Origin of the sequence: Nocardioides sp. CCNWLW239, assembly GCF_037137035.1 — a bacterium.
Taxonomy (GTDB): Bacteria; Actinomycetota; Actinomycetes; order Propionibacteriales; family Nocardioidaceae; genus Nocardioides.
Map to the genome: position 1 here is coordinate 258,791 of NZ_JBBBNW010000002.1, position 16,612 is coordinate 275,402.

At 69.4% G+C, this 16,612-nt stretch carries 16 protein-coding genes; 2 read left to right on the top strand and 14 right to left on the bottom strand.

Features of this window, described 5'->3' with window-relative positions:
* The 4 genes from WBG06_RS07170 to WBG06_RS07185 form a co-directional block, all read right to left on the bottom strand.
* Complete coding sequence (locus WBG06_RS07170) at positions 1–1,059, bottom strand: hypothetical protein (protein ID WP_336735903.1); 1,059 nt, start codon at positions 1,057–1,059, stop codon at positions 1–3.
* A gap of 151 nt (positions 1,060–1,210) precedes the next feature.
* A complete protein-coding gene (groL, locus tag WBG06_RS07175; RefSeq protein WP_336735904.1) occupies positions 1,211–2,830 on the bottom strand; it encodes a chaperonin GroEL in 1,620 nt (539 codons plus the stop codon).
* Between the two features lie 92 nt (positions 2,831–2,922).
* Positions 2,923–3,216, bottom strand: a complete 294-nt coding sequence (groES, locus tag WBG06_RS07180; protein ID WP_008362423.1) for a co-chaperone GroES — start codon at positions 3,214–3,216, stop codon at positions 2,923–2,925.
* A 198-nt stretch (positions 3,217–3,414) separates the two neighbouring features.
* A complete protein-coding gene (locus tag WBG06_RS07185; RefSeq protein WP_336735905.1) occupies positions 3,415–4,209 on the bottom strand; it encodes a hypothetical protein in 795 nt (264 codons plus the stop codon).
* Between the two features lie 144 nt (positions 4,210–4,353).
* On the opposite strand from WBG06_RS07185, the gene WBG06_RS07190 reads away from it, so the two are divergent.
* Entirely contained in the window at positions 4,354–5,526 is a 1,173-nt protein-coding gene (locus tag WBG06_RS07190; protein ID WP_336735906.1) for a class I SAM-dependent methyltransferase, read from the top strand.
* A 28-nt stretch (positions 5,527–5,554) separates the two neighbouring features.
* Here the strand turns inward: WBG06_RS07190 and tsaD are convergent, their stop codons facing one another.
* From tsaD to glmS, 10 genes are all read right to left on the bottom strand, one after another.
* Positions 5,555–6,616, bottom strand: coding sequence for a tRNA (adenosine(37)-N6)-threonylcarbamoyltransferase complex transferase subunit TsaD (gene tsaD / locus WBG06_RS07195; protein WP_336735907.1), 1,062 nt, complete (start codon positions 6,614–6,616; stop codon positions 5,555–5,557).
* A 275-nt stretch (positions 6,617–6,891) separates the two neighbouring features.
* Positions 6,892–7,413, bottom strand: a complete 522-nt coding sequence (locus tag WBG06_RS07200) for a hypothetical protein (RefSeq protein WP_336735908.1) — start codon at positions 7,411–7,413, stop codon at positions 6,892–6,894.
* 79 nt (positions 7,414–7,492) lie between these two features.
* Positions 7,493–7,960: a ribosomal protein S18-alanine N-acetyltransferase gene (gene rimI, locus WBG06_RS07205; RefSeq protein WP_336735909.1), complete on the bottom strand. Its 468-nt coding sequence runs from the start codon at positions 7,958–7,960 to the stop codon at positions 7,493–7,495.
* Positions 7,957–8,628 (bottom strand): tRNA (adenosine(37)-N6)-threonylcarbamoyltransferase complex dimerization subunit type 1 TsaB, encoded by a 672-nt coding sequence (tsaB, locus tag WBG06_RS07210; RefSeq protein ID WP_336735910.1) that lies wholly within the window; start codon positions 8,626–8,628, stop codon positions 7,957–7,959. The genes rimI and tsaB overlap by 4 nt, the downstream gene beginning before the upstream one ends.
* Before the next feature lie 9 nt (positions 8,629–8,637).
* Entirely contained in the window at positions 8,638–9,612 is a 975-nt protein-coding gene (tsaE, locus tag WBG06_RS07215; RefSeq protein ID WP_336735911.1) for a tRNA (adenosine(37)-N6)-threonylcarbamoyltransferase complex ATPase subunit type 1 TsaE, read from the bottom strand.
* Complete coding sequence (locus WBG06_RS07220) at positions 9,609–10,700, bottom strand: alpha/beta fold hydrolase (RefSeq protein ID WP_336735912.1); 1,092 nt, start codon at positions 10,698–10,700, stop codon at positions 9,609–9,611. The genes tsaE and WBG06_RS07220 overlap by 4 nt, the downstream gene beginning before the upstream one ends.
* Complete coding sequence (gene alr, locus WBG06_RS07225) at positions 10,697–11,854, bottom strand: alanine racemase (protein WP_336735913.1); 1,158 nt, start codon at positions 11,852–11,854, stop codon at positions 10,697–10,699. Before alr ends, WBG06_RS07220 begins: the two co-directional genes overlap by 4 nt.
* A 27-nt stretch (positions 11,855–11,881) precedes the next feature.
* Positions 11,882–13,297: an NAD(P)H-hydrate epimerase gene (locus tag WBG06_RS07230; protein WP_336735914.1), complete on the bottom strand. Its 1,416-nt coding sequence runs from the start codon at positions 13,295–13,297 to the stop codon at positions 11,882–11,884.
* A 61-nt stretch (positions 13,298–13,358) separates the two neighbouring features.
* Positions 13,359–13,712, bottom strand: coding sequence for a holo-ACP synthase (locus tag WBG06_RS07235; RefSeq protein ID WP_336735915.1), 354 nt, complete (start codon positions 13,710–13,712; stop codon positions 13,359–13,361).
* Between the two features lie 13 nt (positions 13,713–13,725).
* Positions 13,726–15,570, bottom strand: coding sequence for a glutamine--fructose-6-phosphate transaminase (isomerizing) (glmS, locus tag WBG06_RS07240; protein ID WP_336735916.1), 1,845 nt, complete (start codon positions 15,568–15,570; stop codon positions 13,726–13,728).
* Positions 15,571–15,641: 71 nt separating this feature from the next.
* On the opposite strand from glmS, the gene coaA reads away from it, so the two are divergent.
* Positions 15,642–16,607, top strand: a complete 966-nt coding sequence (gene coaA, locus WBG06_RS07245) for a type I pantothenate kinase (RefSeq protein ID WP_336735917.1) — start codon at positions 15,642–15,644, stop codon at positions 16,605–16,607.
* The last annotated feature ends 5 nt before the right edge of the window (positions 16,608–16,612 follow it).

Sequence of the window (16,612 nt, forward strand, 5' to 3'; positions counted from 1 at the left end):
TCAGCTGATCGTCACGGTCTGGTCGTAGACCGTACGCAGGGACCGCGGTCCCGGGTCGCTCGAATCCTCCTTGGCGCCGTCGTAGACCCGCCTGATCCGCAGGTCGCCACCTTTGAAGCTCCAATCCACCTCGAAGGCGACCTTCGCCGTGGTCACGTCGTCCCAGGAAGCCGACTTCTTCTCGACCTCCAGCGTCTTGGTGGGCTTGGCCCCGTTCAGGGTGATCACCGCGGCCCCGGGCTCCGTCGCATAGCTGGTGATCGACCTACCGGATCCCCAGGTCCTGCTGCTGGTCTGCAGGCTGACCTCGACGACCAGCCAGGCACGGTTCTCGCCCGGCCAACCGAGCTCACGGTGGTACGGCAGTCCCGAGCTCACCTTGAGAGCGCAGTTGAGCCAGGTGCGCGCCTTGGCGCCGCCCACCGTGCTGTCCTTCTGCTCCGGGCACTCCTGGGAGGAAACCCGCGGGACGACTGTCTCCAGGGTCATGTTCGGCCCGTCGGTGCCGACCCCCAGGATCAGGTCGTCGACCGACTCGGTGTGCCCGTCGAACTCCAGGCTGACCCCGATGTCCTGGAGTCCGGTGTCCTCCGGCACGACCAGGTAGTAGCCGCCGGGAACGTCCTCCCCTCCGGGCCCCAGGGCCTTGTGCCAGACCGCCAGGTCGGCGATCGTCGTCGGCTCACCGTCGATCACCAGGGCCAGGGACTCGTCCGGCGTCTCGTCCAGCTCCATCGCGAAGACGTCGCCCGGCATACCGTGGATGGTCCAGGTCACCGTGATGAACGCGGCGCCGTCCGGCGCCTCGGGCGCGACGCCGAGATCCTCGGCCCGATACTCGTCGAGCCGCTTGAACGGCGAGCTCACCAGCACGGTGTAGCGCAGCCCCGGGCGGGTGATCTCGACCGGGCGACCCTGGAAGCTCACGTGCTCCGAACCGGCCGGGATGAGCTGCCCGATCTGGGCCGGCCGATCATCTCCGTGGGGATCGTCGTCTGCGCCGCATCCGACGATCAACGGCACCAGCAGCACCAGAACCCATAGCCCCCGAAAGCTCATGAGCGATACTTACCTGCCAACGCGTCAGGTGTCGACACGGGAGACCCGTGTCCCGTGAAATCGCCGAGTCGGCCCATCGTGACCTGGTTGCTCGCTTCGCGTCGCAACATGGCGGTCAAGATGGGCCGACTCGGCTCTGCCCGGCTGTGGATCAGTGGCCGTGACCGTGGCCGTGACCGGCCGCGGGCGCCTCGTCCTCTTCCGGCTTGTCGACGACCAGGGTCTCGGTCGTGAGCAGCATGCTCGCGATCGAGGTGGCGTTGGTCAGCGCGGAGCGGGTGACCTTGACCGGGTCGATGACGCCCTGGGCGATCAGGTCGCCGTACTCACCGGTGGCCGCGTTGAAGCCCTGGCCGACGCCGAGCTCACGGACCTTGGTGGTGATGACGTAGCCGTTATCGCCACCGTTCTCGGCGATCCAGCGCAGCGGCTCGTCGGCGGCCTTGCGGACGACACGTACGCCGACCGCCTCGTCGCCCTCGAGACCGAGGTCCTTCTCCAGGACGGAGACGGCGTGGATCAGCGCGGAGCCACCGCCGGGGACGATGCCCTCCTCGATGGCGGCGCGGGTCGCGGAGACAGCGTCCTCGATGCGGTGCTTCTTCTCCTTGAGCTCCACCTCGGTATGAGCGCCGACCTTGATCACGCAGACGCCACCGGCGAGCTTGGCGAGGCGCTCCTGGAGCTTCTCGCGGTCCCAGTCGGAGTCGGTGCGCTCGATCTCGGCCTTGATCTCGTTGACACGAGCCTCGACGGTGGCAGCGTCGCCGCCACCCTCGACGATGGTCGTGTTGTCCTTCGAGACCGTGATGCGGCGGGCGGTGCCGAGCACCTCGAGACCGACCTGGTCGAGCTTGAGGCCGACCTCCTCGGCGACGACCTGCGCGCCGGTGAGGATCGCGATGTCCTGCAGCATGGCCTTGCGGCGGTCACCGAACGCGGGCGCCTTGACGGCGGTCGCGTTGAAGGTGCCCTTGATCTTGTTCACGACCAGGGTCGAGAGGGCTTCGCCCTCGACGTCCTCGGCGATGATGAACAGCGGCTTGCCGGCGGCGATGACCTTCTCCAGCAGCGGCAGGAGCTCCTGGACAGAGCTGATCTTGCCCTGGACGAGCAGGATCAGCGGGTCGTCGATGACGGCCTCCATCCGCTCCTGGTCGGTCACGAAGTACTGAGAGATGTAGCCCTTGTCGAACTGCATACCCTCGGTGAACTCGAGCTCGGTACCGGTGGTGTTGGACTCCTCGACGGTGATCACGCCGTCCTTGCCGACCTTGGCGAAGGCCTCGGCGAGGATCTCGCCGATCTTCGCGTCGCGGGAGGAGATGGTGGCGACCGAGGCCATGTCGGACTCGTCGACGACCTCACGAGCGGCGGCACGCAGGGCGTCGCCGACGGCGGACGCAGCGGCGTCCATACCGCGCTTGAGGCTCATCGGGTTCGCGCCGGCGGCAACCGCGCGCAGACCCTCGTGGACCATCGCCTGGGCGAGGACGGTCGCGGTGGTCGTGCCGTCACCAGCGATGTCGTTGGTCTTGGTCGCGACCTCCTTGGTGAGCTGAGCACCAAGGTTCTCGAACGGGTCGTCCAGCTCGATCTCACGAGCGACGGTGACACCGTCGTTGGTGATCGTCGGGGCGCCCCACTTCTTGTCGAGGACGACGTAGCGGCCCTTGGGGCCCAGCGTCACCTTGACGGCGTTGGCGAGGGCGTCGACGCCACGCTCGAGGGCGCGGCGGGCGTTCTCGTCGAACTCCAGGATCTTCGGCATTGGTATTTACTCCCTAGTACGCAGAACGCGGCCGGGGCCCAGGACTTGATAAACCCCGTCGGCCCGGCCGCGTTGATGCGAGACGGATGACGTCAGGCGATGACTGCGAGGATGTCGCGGGCGGAGAGGATCAGGTACTCCTCGCCGGCGTACTTGACCTCGGTGCCGCCGTACTTGCTGTAGATGACCTTGTCGCCCACGGCGACGTCGAGCGGGACGCGGTTGCCCTTGTCGTCGATACGACCCGGGCCGAGCGCCAGGACCTCGCCCTCCTGGGGCTTCTCCTTGGCGGTGTCCGGGATGACCAGACCGGAGGCGGTGGTCTGCTCGGCCTCGACGGCCTTGACGACGATCCGGTCCTCAAGAGGCTTGATGTTGACCGACACTGTGTCGACCTCCCCATTTCTTTTCTACGGAGTCAGACTGGTGGGTGTTGCTACGTCTGTGCTTGCGATATGCCACGTACGCCGTCGCGGGGGTCGCACCCGGCTCGCAAGCGCTGGCACACTCAGGGGGAGAGTGCCAACGCAGACGTTAGCACTCGGCCGTAATGAGTGCCAGTGATGAGTCCCCCGCAGACCGGGTCACCGCTGGCCGGGGAGCCTCACCAGCAGCGCGATCATGCCGGCCAGGAGCCCGAGGATGATGATGCCGCCGGCGACCACGAGCGACCGCAGCCCCTCCTCATCGTCGTCGTCCTTCTCCGCGAGCGCGGTGGTCCGGAGCTCTTCACCATCGCTCAGGGCCGACATCTGCAACGAGCCGTCGGGCTGCGCGGAGACGGTGGCGGAGGGCTGACGGCTCGGCTCGGGCTGCGCTGCGGAAGCGCTGGCCGACGGCGTACCTTCCGCCTTCTCGCGCTTCTCCGCCTTCCCGGCCCCGTTCTTGTGCTCGTTCTTCGCCGGGGCGCCCTGCCCGGGCTCGGCCTCGGGGGTCTGGCTCGCCTCGTCACGGCCGCCCCGATCGTCGTTGTCGTCCCGGCCGCCGTTATCGCCCTGCTCGTTCTGCTCGCCTGGCTCGTTCTGGTCGTCCTCGTCGTCGCCGTCGGGGCCGTCCTCGGGCTCGTCCGGGGCGTCGACCCTGGAGTACGCCACCGAGTAGCCCTCGAGCGACCGCCCGTCGCTGTGCCGGATGAGCACCGTGCGTTGCGGGGCGGACAGGACATGGACCTCCGAGGTGCCTCGACGACCACGGCTGTCCACGCAGTACGCCACGATCAGGTATCCGTCGGGCGCAGTCACCGACACGGAGGAGTCACCGTCCACCTCGCGGTAACCGTCCCCGTGCGAACAGTGACGAACCGGCGTCACCGAGTCGGCCGAAGCGGGCGCGGCGAACAGCATCGGCAGCAGTGTCACGGACAGCAGAGCCATGGACATCAGAGACAGAGTCGCGACGAGCACCCAGCGGCTCACCGGGACTCGGCGTGAGGGTCTGCGCACCCGGCGGATCCTAGAGCAGAAACACCCCGCCGGGTAATGGAGTTTGCCAAGTCCGGAAACCGGCCTGAGAGGATCGGAGCCATGGATCTCGACGCGTTCGCCTGGTTGCTGACCGACAACGGGCAGCGGCTGCTGGCGCGGGCCACCGAGATGACCTCTCCGGACGGCCAGGGTTCTGTCCTGGCGGTGCAGACCGCCCTGCGCAAGGAGGAGACGGCCGAGCGCGTGGCTGCGGCGATGACGCAGGTCGACCTGCGCCGGAAGGCGGCGGCCAAGTTCGGCGACCTCGCACCGCGGATGTACTTCACCCCCGACGGTCTCGAGCAGGCCACCCGCCTCGCCGTCGCCCACCACCGGGCGGCGCGCCTGCGTGCCTTCGACGCGACCAGCGTCATCGACCTGGGCTGCGGGATCGGCGGCGACCTGATCGCCTCCGCACGCGCGGGCCTCACCGCTGCCGGGGTCGATCACGATCCGGAGCGGGTCGCGGTCGCCCAGGCGAACCTCGATGCCCTGGAGCTGCCCGGCGCCGTCACCGTCGCCGACGCGACCGGTGTCGACCATTCACCGTTCGACGTGGCGTACGCAGATCCAGCACGCCGCGGCGCCAAGGGCCGGGTCTTCTCCGCGGAGGGGTGGACGCCGCCGTGGTCGTGGGTCGAGACGCTCTTCGCGCGCGATGCCTGCGTGAAGGTCGCTCCCGGGATCCCGCACGACCTCGTACCCGAGAAGGTCGAGGCCGAATGGGTCAGCGACCGCGGCGAGGTCAAGGAGGCCGCGCTGTGGTCGGGCGCGCTGGCGAGCACGCATCGCCGGGCCACCGTGATCGGCGAGCGAGGTCTGGCGACGCTCACCTCCGAGGACGATCCGGGCGGCGAGGTCGGCGAGGTCGCCGAGTTCCTCTACGAGCCCGACGGGGCGGTGATCCGCGCCGGGCTGGTCACCGCCGTCGCCGCCGGCGTGCAGGGTCATCTGATCGACGAGCACATCGCGTACGTCACCTCGTCCGCCTCCTTCGAGACGCCCTTCGCCCGTGGATATCAGGTGCTCGAAGAGCTCCCCTACCGGGAGAAGCAGCTCAAGGCGGCACTGCGTGCGCGCGGGATCGGGAAGCTGACGATCAAGAAGCGCGGCGTCCAGGTCGTTCCCGAACAGCTCCGCAAACGGCTCGCGCTCTCGGGCTCCGCGGAGGCCACCATCGTGCTCACCCGCGTAGCCGGGGAAGGCACGTGCTTGTTGGTGAGACCGTTCTAGGCGAGGTGCGAATCTAGACGAGGTGAATCTAGACGAGGACAGACGTGATCGGCTGGGAGGAGTCGGCCGGAAGGTCCAGAGCCGAAGGCGTACGCCCCCTGGCCACCATCTCGGCCCCCAGCGCCGCCACCATCGCGCCGTTGTCCGTACACAGACCGGGACGCGGGACCCGCACCCGGATGCCGAGCTTGTCGGCGCGCTCCTCGGCGAGCACTCGGAGGCGGCTGTTGGCAGCGACCCCACCGCCGATGATGATGTCCTCGATGCCTTCGGACGAGGCGGCGTCGAGGGCCTTGCGCACCAGGACGTCGACCACGGCCTCCTGGAAGCTGGCGGCCACGTCGGCGACCGGGACCGGTTCGCCGCTGCGCTCCTTGGCCTCGACCCAGCGGGCGACCGCGGTCTTGAGGCCGGAGAAGGAGAAGTCGAAGCGGTGTCGCTCCAGGTCTCGTTTGCTGGTGAGACCGCGGGGGAAGTCGATCGCGATCGAGCTGCCCGAGGTGGCTTGCCGATCGATCACGGGACCGCCCGGGAACCCGAGGCCGAGCAGGCGGGCGACCTTGTCGAAGGCCTCGCCCGCGGCGTCGTCGATGGTCGCCCCCATCGGGTCGACACCTTCGGTGATGTCGGTGACCTTGAGCAGGCTGGAATGTCCACCGGAGACCAGCATCGCCACGCAGGGCTCGGGCAGCGGTCCGTGCTGCAGCTGGTCGACTGCGACGTGCGAGGCCAGGTGGTTGACCCCGTAGATCGGCTTGTCGAGCCCGAGCGCCAGCGCCTTGGCCGCCGCGACCCCGACCAGCAGTGCTCCCGCGAGCCCCGGCCCCGAGGTGACAGCGATCGCGTCGACATCGTTCAGCTTGATGCCCGACTCCGCACACGCACGCTCGATCGTCGGCACCATCGCCTCCAGGTGCGCCCGACTGGCCACCTCGGGCACGACCCCGCCGAACCGGGCATGCTCCTCGACGCTGCTCGCCACCGCATCCGCCAGGAGCGTGTGGCCGCGCACGACCCCGATCCCGGTCTCGTCGCACGACGTCTCGATGCCGAGTACCAGGGGCTCGTCGACATGGGCACCAGAAGTCATGGCCCCATTGTGCCTTCGCGCTGCCACTGCCTCATCCTCCACCCCGGCTCATCCTCCACCCCGGCTCATCCTCCGCCCCGGCGATCTGTGGTGCCTTGTGCGCGCCGAACGAATGTTCATTCGGCTCCGATGACCGAATGAATGTTCATTCGCCGCATCTGCCCGAATGAACATTCGTTCGGCGCCGGCACGGCCCTCCTCGCCGGCGAGCACACCTCCGCCCGCCACGCGATCTTCAGGATGCGATCTTTCAGGACGGGATATGTCAGCACCGGTCAGGCCGCGCGGTCGCGATCCTCGGAACCACCATCTTGAACATCGCTCAGCGCGACGCGGGCCGCGGCCCAGAGATCGTGCGCGACCTCGATGTCGATCGGGTGTGCGGAGCAGAGCGAGTCCCACAACCCACGAAGCATGATCACCAGCCCGCTCGACTCGACATCGGTGAGCTCCCGGCCGATCGAACTACGGAAGAAGACGCTGATGTCGTGCCAGAGCTCTCGAACGACCTCGCCGATGTGGTCGTTCGATCTCGCGAGCTCCTCGATCCCCAACCACGCTCGCGCGAAGAACTTCTCGTCGGCGGTCGAGGGCAGATACCCGTCCCAACCTCGGTCGTTCACTCGCTGGGCGACCTGCTCCCAGTAGATGCCGGCGAACCCCGACGCCGCGTGGGGCAGCATGTTCTCGTAGCCGTTGAACCAGGCGTGCAGGGTCGATGGGCCCATGTTCGCTGCGTCCGCCACCACCTTGAGCGTCGGCGGACGCAGACCGTCGCGGCCGATCGTCCGTGCCATCGCGACACCGGCCGCCTGGGATTCGAATGTGTTGCGGTAGAGGGCCATGGCATCGATCGCACCACAGACCACCGACATTTCAGTCCGGGGACCCTGACGATCCGGCGAACTCCATCGCCAGCACGATCCCCGTAGCCCCGTCACGGTAGTAGCGCTCCCGGCGGTCGATCTCCACGAACCCGGCTCGGTCGTAGAACGCGATCGCCGACGCGTTGTCCTCGCGGACCTCGAGCAGAAGGCGTTCGGCTCCCTCGCTTCGAGCGATGTCGATGGACGCGACGAGGAGCTCCCCACCGATCCCACGGCGGCGCCGCTCCGCGGCGGTCGCGATCCGCTGGAGCTCGGCGATCTCGTAGACGACACTCACCAGCGCATGACCGACGACCGTCCCGGAATCATCCTCAGCGACCAGGATCCGGACGGTCGGCATCTTCCCCTCGATCGCGACCTGCAGGTATTCAGGCGTCCAGGCATCCTCAGGGAACGCCTCGAGCTCGAGGGCTGCGATCGCGTCGATGTCCTCCTGGGCGGCCGACCGGACGGTCACGGTGAGACCTTCTTCTGGCCCTCTTTCTGGCCCTTCTTCTGGGCAGCCTGCTCGAGCGCATCCGGCCGACGCAGATAGAGCGGCTCGGGATCCATCAGCTCGACCAGCTCCTCGGCCACTGCCCGTGCCAGCCAGCCGGCGGACGGTCGCTGCGGACCGACCGCCGACGGGAACGCGTCGGGATAGAGCAGCGCCCCCTCTCCGACCACCGGCCGCGACGTGGCGACCTCGGCAGGCCGGGCGACGACGGGGCCCTCGAGACGTACGCCCTCGGCATCGTAGGAGGCCAGATAGACCTCCTTGCGCCGTGCGTCCGTCGCCACGAAGAAACCTTCGGTGATCGAGACCACCCCGGAGGCAACGGCCTCCACCGCCAGCACGTCGAGCGTGCAGGCCGCATGGACCGGGATTCCCAGTGCGAAACCCAGCGTCCGCGCGGTGACCAGGCCGACCCGAAGTCCGGTGAACGGCCCGGGTCCGGCACCGACGGCGATGGCGGTCAGGTCCTGGCGTACGACCCCGGCTCCCGCCATGATCTCGGAGATCAGCGGCGCGAGCTGCTCACCATGCTTCATGGTGCGGTCGGAGACCATCTCGGCGACGACGTCGTCACCATCGTGGAGCGCCACGGTCACCTGAGGCGTGGCGGTGTCAAGGGCGAGAAGCACACTCACACCCTAGAGCGCACTGAGATCGACGCCGCGCCAACGGGTCCCGACCGGCACGATCTCCACCCGTCGCGGGTCCGCGCCGGCGGGCGACTCGACCCGATCCAAAGGCCCTTCGTCCGCTTCGGCGCGCACGATCCGGATCTCCAGCCGCGACTCCGAGAGCCCTTCGGCCAGGCCCTCACCCCATTCGACGACGGTGACCGCATCGTCGAGGTCGGTGTCCAGGTCGAGGTCGTCGAGCTCGTCGATCCCACCGAGCCGGTACGCATCGACGTGGACGAGCTCGGGACCGCCGACCGTCGACGGATGCACCCGGGCGATCACGAAGGTCGGCGAGGTGACCTCGCCGCGTACGCCGAGCCCGGCGCCGAGCCCCTTGGTGAAAGTGGTCTTGCCGGCGCCGAGACCGCCGGAGAGAACGAGCACGTCCCCCGCGGCGAGCAGGCCGGCGACCCGCCGGCCCAGCTCGGACATCGCGTCGGCGTCGAGCGCCTCGACGACATGCTCGTTCAGCGGGCGATGCAGCCGCACCGCAGGCGCCTCACGCGAGACTTCGCGACCGTGCTGCCTTCTGCTGTGCTGATTTCTAAAGCCTTGCCGCTCCCAGAACCGCAACGTCTCCGGAAGCTCCGGGCGAGCGATCACCGCAAGGTCGTCGAAGCCCTGCGAGCGCGCGATCCCGGCGGCGTACGTCACCATCTTGTGCGCGACCCCATGCCCCTGCTGATCAGGCAGAACAGCGAAGCGACGCAACCACATGGTCGAGTCCGCGGGGTCCATCACCACCGCCCCGACGGCGACTCCGTCCAACCGCGCCAGCACACCGCCGAAGCCGGAGAGGCGCTCCTTCAGCGACCCCTCGGTCTCGCCGAGCGCATCAGCGGGGGGATCCAACGGAGGACGGGCGGAGAAGGCCGTCCGGACGATACCGAGCATCTCGGCCGCGGCCTCCGGCCCGACCCGCTCGAAGTCGAGCGTCATGCCGAAGCCGCATCCCGGGTGGCTGCGGCGAGCAGCTGGTCGAGCTCGGCGTTGACCTGACCGTGCCGCTCGAGGATGACCATGTGCCCGGCCTTCTCACACTCGACCAGCCTCGAGCCGGGGATGTAGGAGTGCAGCTTGCGGCTGTGGCCGATCGCGGTGAGCCGGTCGGCGGTGCCGCAGATGATCGTGGTCGGCACCCGCCCCATCGCGGCGACGCTCGAGAACTTGTCCAGCGAGCGGAAGCTCGGGAAGAACTCCGCGACCACCTCGAACGGCGTCTGCGAGAGCAGCCCGTCGACGAACTCGACGTACGCCTCGGGCACCTCGTCGCCGAAGGCGAACACATCGGTGAACACGGTCGCCACCGACGCTCCCATGGCACGGAACCGGTCGACGATCCCGTGCCCCTTCGCAAGCGTCCTGATGGTGCCGTTGGCGATCCCGCCGGACAGCTTGGCCGGGAGCACCGGGATCAGCAGCCGGCTCGGGTCCAGACCACCGGCGGTCGTCGAGATGAGGGCAACGCCGATGACCCGGCCACCCTCGTCGTAGGGCGCGAACAGCTCGGGGTGGTCCTCGGCGAACGCGGCGATGGTCATCCCACCCATCGAGTGGCCGACCAGGATCACCGGCCCCTCCGGCACCACCGCGTCGAGCACCCGGAGCAGGTCGTCACCGAGCTGTTCGATGGTGGCGTTGCCGAGCGAGGACCGGCCGCTGCGCCCGTGGCTGCGCTGGTCGTAGAAGACCGACCGCACCAGGCCCCGGTAGGCGGCACGCTGGAAGTGCCAGCAGTCGAGGTTGAGGCAGTAGCCGTGCACGAAGACGAGCGTCACCTCGCTCGACCCACCGTTGTGGGCCGGGTCGACCTCGTCGACCTCGACATGAAGAGGTACGCCGTCGGCCGTCACCACGGTGACCGGGCACGAGCGCAGCGTACCGAGCGGGGTCCGGTCCTCGGGGCGTTCCTCGATCGCGCGGCGCCGTTTCCTCACCACGACCGCGCCGCGCGCGGCGGCAGCGACCGCGGCCGCACCCAACGTCCCGGCCGCGATCTGACCGATGCGTGCTGCGATGCTGCTCATCTGTCGTCCCCCTGCTCGGTGTCGACGTCTGTGTCAACGTAACGGCGCTTCATCCGTCCTCCGATCCTGGTGACGACCTCGTAGGCGATGGTCTCGCTCGCCTCCGCCCAGTCCTGAGCGGTCGGCTCCCCGTCAGCGCCGGTGCCCCACAGGATCACCTCGGCGCCGGGCTCGATCGAGGCATCGCCGAGCTCGACCACCATCTGGTCCATGCAGACGGTGCCGCGCACGGGGTGGCGGGCACCGTCGATCCACACCTCGGTGCGATTCCCGCCGCGCCGCTGGATGCCCTCGGCATAGCCGACCGGGATCAGCCCCACCGTCGTCGGCTCCTCGGCCACCCAGGTGTGGTTGTAGGAGACGCCGGCGCCGGCCTCGATCTGCTTCACCAGCGCCAGCTCGGCCCGCACCGTCATCGCCGGGATCAGGCCTAGGTCGGCCCACGGCGAGCCCTCGACTCCGGGCGCCGGGTCGATGCCGTACGTCGCGATCCCGACCCGGACCAGGTCGAGCCGGGCGCTGGGGCGCAGCAGCGCTCCAGCGGAGTTGGCGAGGTGGCGTACCTCGGGCCGGAGGCCGGCTTCCTCGGCGATCGCGACCGCCTCGCCGAAGACCTTCTCCTGCAGCGCGCTGATCGGATCGGTGGGATCCTCGCTGGCGCTGAAGTGGGACCAGATCCCGGTCACCCGGATCGCCCCCTCGGCCTCCAGGATGCGCGCCAGCGCGACCAGGTTGGACCAGTCGGCGAACGCCGCGCCGCCCCGGGAGAGCCCGGTGTCGACCTTGAGCTGCACCCGCGGCGTACGTCCCAGGGCATCGCCGGCCGCGGCGAACTTCTCCAGGTCGGCGGCGGTGTAGGCGGTGACGTCGATGTCGGCTGCCACGAGCTCCTCGGCGGGCTCGCTCGGCATGATCAGCCACGCCAGCAGCCGGCCCTCGTCGCCGGCCGCGCGGAGCGCGAGCGCCTCGTCGGCGGACGCCACACCGAGCCAGTCCGCGCCGCCCTCACGAGCCGCCCGTGCGACCTCGACCAGACCGTGTCCGTAGCCGTCGGCCTTGACCACCGTCATCATCGGCGTACGCAGGTGCTCTCTCAGCCGCGCGACGTTGTGCCGGATCGCAGCGAGGTCGATGACGATCTCTGCCCGTGACATGTGTCCAGGGTAGTTGGCGCGCAGTGCTTATCGAGAAGCGGGCGAGACAGCAGGAAGGGATCGGATGACGGCAGGGATGGCCGCGGCGACCCCGCTCGCGGTGACCGGCCCGCCCGCGCTCGCCAGCGTCGCGGCCGCGCCGTGCAGCCAGGCGCCCGCGGAGGCGGCGTCGATGGGGGCGAGACCCGCGGCGAGCAGCGACCCGATCAGCCCACCGAGCACGTCACCCGAGCCGGCGGTGGCCAGCCAGGAGGTGCCGGTCGTGTTGACCCGTACCGGCGTGTCGGGGTCCGGCGAGGCGATCGTGGTGCGCCGCCCCTTGAGCAGCACCACCGCGTCGAACCGCTGGGCAGCGAGCCGGGCGTAGTGCAGCGGACGGGCCTCGATCTCGCCGCGGTCCTCCCGGACCAGCGCCGCCAGCTCCCCTGCGTGCGGGGTCAGGATCGCGGGCACCCCGAGCGGCCCGGTCAGCGGGCGGAGGCTGTCGGCGTCGATGACCAGAGGTACGCCGCTGGCCCGGGCGAACGCGAGCGCGCTGTTGGCGCCGTCGGCGCTGCCGGAGCCGACCACCCAGGCCTGGGCCTGACCGTCGCCGACGACCTCGGGGTGCTGGCGTTTCACCCACTCCGAGGCGGTCCCGACGTAACGGACCATCCCGGCGAGCCCGGTGTTGGCGCCGGCGACGGCCAGCAGCGCGGCGCCGGGGTAGGTGGCGCTGCCGACCCGCAGGCCGACGACTCCGCGAGTGTATTTGTGCCCGTCCGGCGCCGGTCGCGGCACCAGGGCGGCCACGTCGGCTGCCTCCAGGCTCTCGACGATCGGCGTCGGCAGGTCGAGCCCGATGTCGATCAGCCGCACCTTGCCGCACGCGGAGGCCGCCGGGTCGAGCAGATGACACGGCTTGTAGGTCCCGAAGCTGACCGTCAGGTCGGCGCTCACGTGGGGCCCGTCGACCTCCCCGGTGTCCACACAGACCCCGCTCGGCGTGTCGACGGCCACCACCGGGATCCCGGCGAGCGTCTCCAGCGCTGCTTCCGCGTCCGGCCGCAGCCCCGGCTTCCCACCGATCCCGACGATCCCGTCGACGACGACCGAGGGTCGTGAACCTGAGAGTGACCGATAGCCCTCGCTGAGCTTCACAACCCGGCCGCGGGCTCGCTGCAGCGCCGCCAGCCCGCTCGCATGGGCCCGCTCCGACAGCAACCAGGCCTCGACCCGCGCACCGCGACGCGCGAGCAGCGCCCCGGCATACAACGCGTCTCCGCCGTTGTCGCCGCTCCCGACGAGCAGGACGACCCGGCGACCGTAGGCACCACCGAGATGATCGATGACCGCGTAGGCCAGCCCGGCAGCCGCACGCTGCATCAGAGCACCGTCCGGCAGGCTCGCCATCAGGGCCTTCTCTGCCGCCCTGACCTGATCGACCGAGTGCGCACGCCGCATGGGATCAGCCTACGCGTCGAGGCTCTGACGGGATCGGGCCGAAGGTCCGGACAAAGCCGGATCAGTCCTCCAGGACCACCATCGCCGAGGCGATCCCGGCATCGTGGGAGAGCGAGAGATGGACGGTGACGACCCCGAGCTTCGTGGCCTGCGCCAGCACCGTGCCCCGGAGCTCGAACCGCGGCTGCCCGGACGACTCCGAGATCACCTCGGCGTCGTGCCACTCCATCCCCTGCGGGGCACCGAGCGCCTTGGCGAGCGCTTCCTTCGCGGCGAACCGGGCGGCCAGCGACGCCATCGGCTTCGTCGCCTCAGCGGGAGTGAACAGGCGCTCACGCAGCCGCGGCGTACGCTCCAGCGACTCCTCGAACCGCTCGAGGTCGCAGACGTCGATCCCGACTCCGAGAACAGCCATCAGCGGACCGCCATCACTCGACCGTGACGGACTTGGCGAGGTTGCGGGGCTGGTCGACGTCGTAGCCGAGCTCGGTGGCGAGCTGACAGGCGAAGAGCTGCATCGGGACGACCGCGACCAGGGGCTGCAGCAGCACGGGCACCTTGGGCAGCCGGATGATCGTGTCGGAGACCGCGTCGACGGAGTCGTCGCCCTCCTCGACCAGCGCGATGGTCCGCGCGCCGCGCGCCCGCACCTCCATGATCCCGGATCGCATCTTGTCGTGCAGGAAATCGCGGCCGCGCGGGGGCACGATGCACCAGATCGGCAGGCCTTCCTCGACCAGTGCGATCGGGCCGTGCTTGAGTTCCCCGGCGGCGAACCCCTCGGCGTGCAGGTAGGCGAGCTCCTTGAGCTTGAGCGCGCCCTCGAGGGCGACCGGGTAGCCGGCGTGGCGGCCCAGGAACAGGAAGGCTCGACGGTCGGCGTACTCACGGGCGAGGTCGTAGACCTGCGGCGCCGTTTCCAGCACCTTCTCGACCGCCGCGGGCATGGCCTCGAGCTGGGTCATCACGCCGTCGATCTCGTCGCCGTACATGGTGCCCTTGACCTGCGCCAGGTAGAGCGCGAGCAGGTAGCAGGCGACCAGCTGGGTGACGTACCCCTTGGTCGAGGCGACCCCGATCTCCGGGCCGGCATGGGTGTAGATGACCGCGTCGGACTCGCGCGGGATCGTGGAGCCGTTGGTGTTGCAGATCGCGAGCACCTTGGAGCGCTGCGAGCGCGCGTGCCGGATCGCCTGCAGGGTGTCGGCGGTCTCGCCGGACTGCGAGATCGCCACCACCAGGGTCGAGTTGTCGAGGATCGGGTCGCGGTAGCGGAACTCGGAGGCCAGCTCGACCTCGACCGAGATCCGGCACCAGTGCTCGATGGCGTACTTGGCGACCATGCCCGCGTAGAACGACGTCCCCGCGGCGATGATGATGATCTTGGTGACCTCGCGCAGCTCGTCGTCGTCGAGCCGCATCTCGTCGAGGTGAAGAGACCCCGAAGGAGTACGCCGCCCGAGCAGCGAGTCGGCCACCGCACGAGGCTGCTCGAGGATCTCCTTGCGCATGAACCAGTCGTGGCCGTCCTTCTCGGCGGCGGCCAGGTCCCAGTCGACGTGGAAGCGGCGGCCCTCGGCGGGGGTGCCGTCGAAGTTGGTCACCGATGCGCCGGAGCGGGTGATCGTGACGACCTGGTCCTGGTCGAGCTCGAGCGCCTCGCGGGTGTGCTCGATGAAGGCGGCGACGTCGGAGCCGAGGAACGACTCCCCCTCGCCCAAACCGACCACGAGCGGGCTGTTGCGCCGGGCGGCGACGACCCGGTCGGGGTCCTCGGCGTCGACCGCGACGAAGGTGAACGCACCTTCGAGGATCGAGCAGACCTCCTGCATCGCGACGGTCAGGTCGGCCCCGCCGAGGACCGCGCGCTCGAGCAGGTGGGCGGCCACCTCGGTGTCGGTCTGCGAGGTGAACTCGTGCCCGTCGGCCTCCAGCGTGCCCCGCAGCTCGGCGAAGTTCTCGATGATCCCGTTGTGGACGACGGCGACGCGCCCGGTGCGCCCGACGTGCGGGTGGGCGTTGCCGTCGGTCGGGCCGCCGTGGGTCGCCCAGCGGGTGTGTCCGATCCCGGTCGTCGACGCCGGCAGCGGGGAGGCCGCGATCGACTTCTCCAGGTTGGCGAGCTTTCCCGCCTTCTTGTCGACGGCGAGCGCGCCGTCGGCCACCAGCGCGATCCCCGCCGAGTCATAGCCGCGGTACTCCAAGCGCCGCAGGCCATCGATCACGACGTCCTGCGCCGACCGGTCTCCGACGTACCCAACGATGCCGCACATGGCCGATGATCCTACGGCTCTCGTGGCCCCCATCAAGAAGCGGCGGCGCTGGGTACGTAACAATCGTTGCCATGTCACACCCCGGGCCACACGGCGACGACCGCGGCTCTTCGCCCTACGTCGAGCTCGACCGCAGCGCGTGGGCGGAGCTCGCGACCGAGACCGAGAGCCCGCTGACCGAGGCCGAGATCGAGTCGCTGCGTGGCCTGGGCGATCAGATCGACCTCAAGGAGGTCGAGGAGGTCTATCTGCCGCTGAGCAGGCTGCTCAGCCTCTACGTCAGTGCATCGGACAGGCTCCACGACCAGCAGGAGCTGTTCCTCGGCAAGACGATGCCGGAGCGTACGCCCTTCGTCATCGGTGTCGCCGGGTCCGTCGCCGTCGGCAAGTCGACCACCGCCCGCGTGCTCCAGCAGATGCTCGCCCACTGGCCCGAGCACCCCAACGTCGCCCTCGTCACCACCGACGGTTTCCTCTACCCCAACGCCGAGCTCGAGCGTCGCGGCCTGATGGATCGCAAGGGGTTCCCCGAGTCGTACGACCGCAAGGCCCTGCTGCGTTTCCTCGTCGACCTCAAGTCCGGCGAGGACGAGGTGCGCGCGCCGATCTACTCGCACCTGACCTACGACGTCACCGACCAGACGGTGGTCGTCAAGAAGCCCGACATCGTCATCCTCGAAGGGCTCAACGTCCTGCAGCCCTCGCGGGTCCGCGCCGACGGCACCATCTCGCTGGCGCTCTCGGACTTCTTCGACTTCTCCGTCTACGTCGACGCCGGGTCGCGCGACATCAAGCAGTGGTACGTCGATCGCTTCCTGCGCCTGCGCGAGACCGCCTTCCGCGACCCGTCGTCCTACTTCACCAAGTATGCGGCTCTGTCGCACGACGAAGCCGTCACCCGCGCGACCGAGATCTGGAACGAGATCAACGGCCCCAACCTCCGCGAGAACGTCCTCCCCACCCGGTCCCGCGCGACGCTCGTCCTCCGCAAGGACAGCGATCACTCGGTGCGGTATGTGAGGTTGCGGAAGATCTAGGCGGT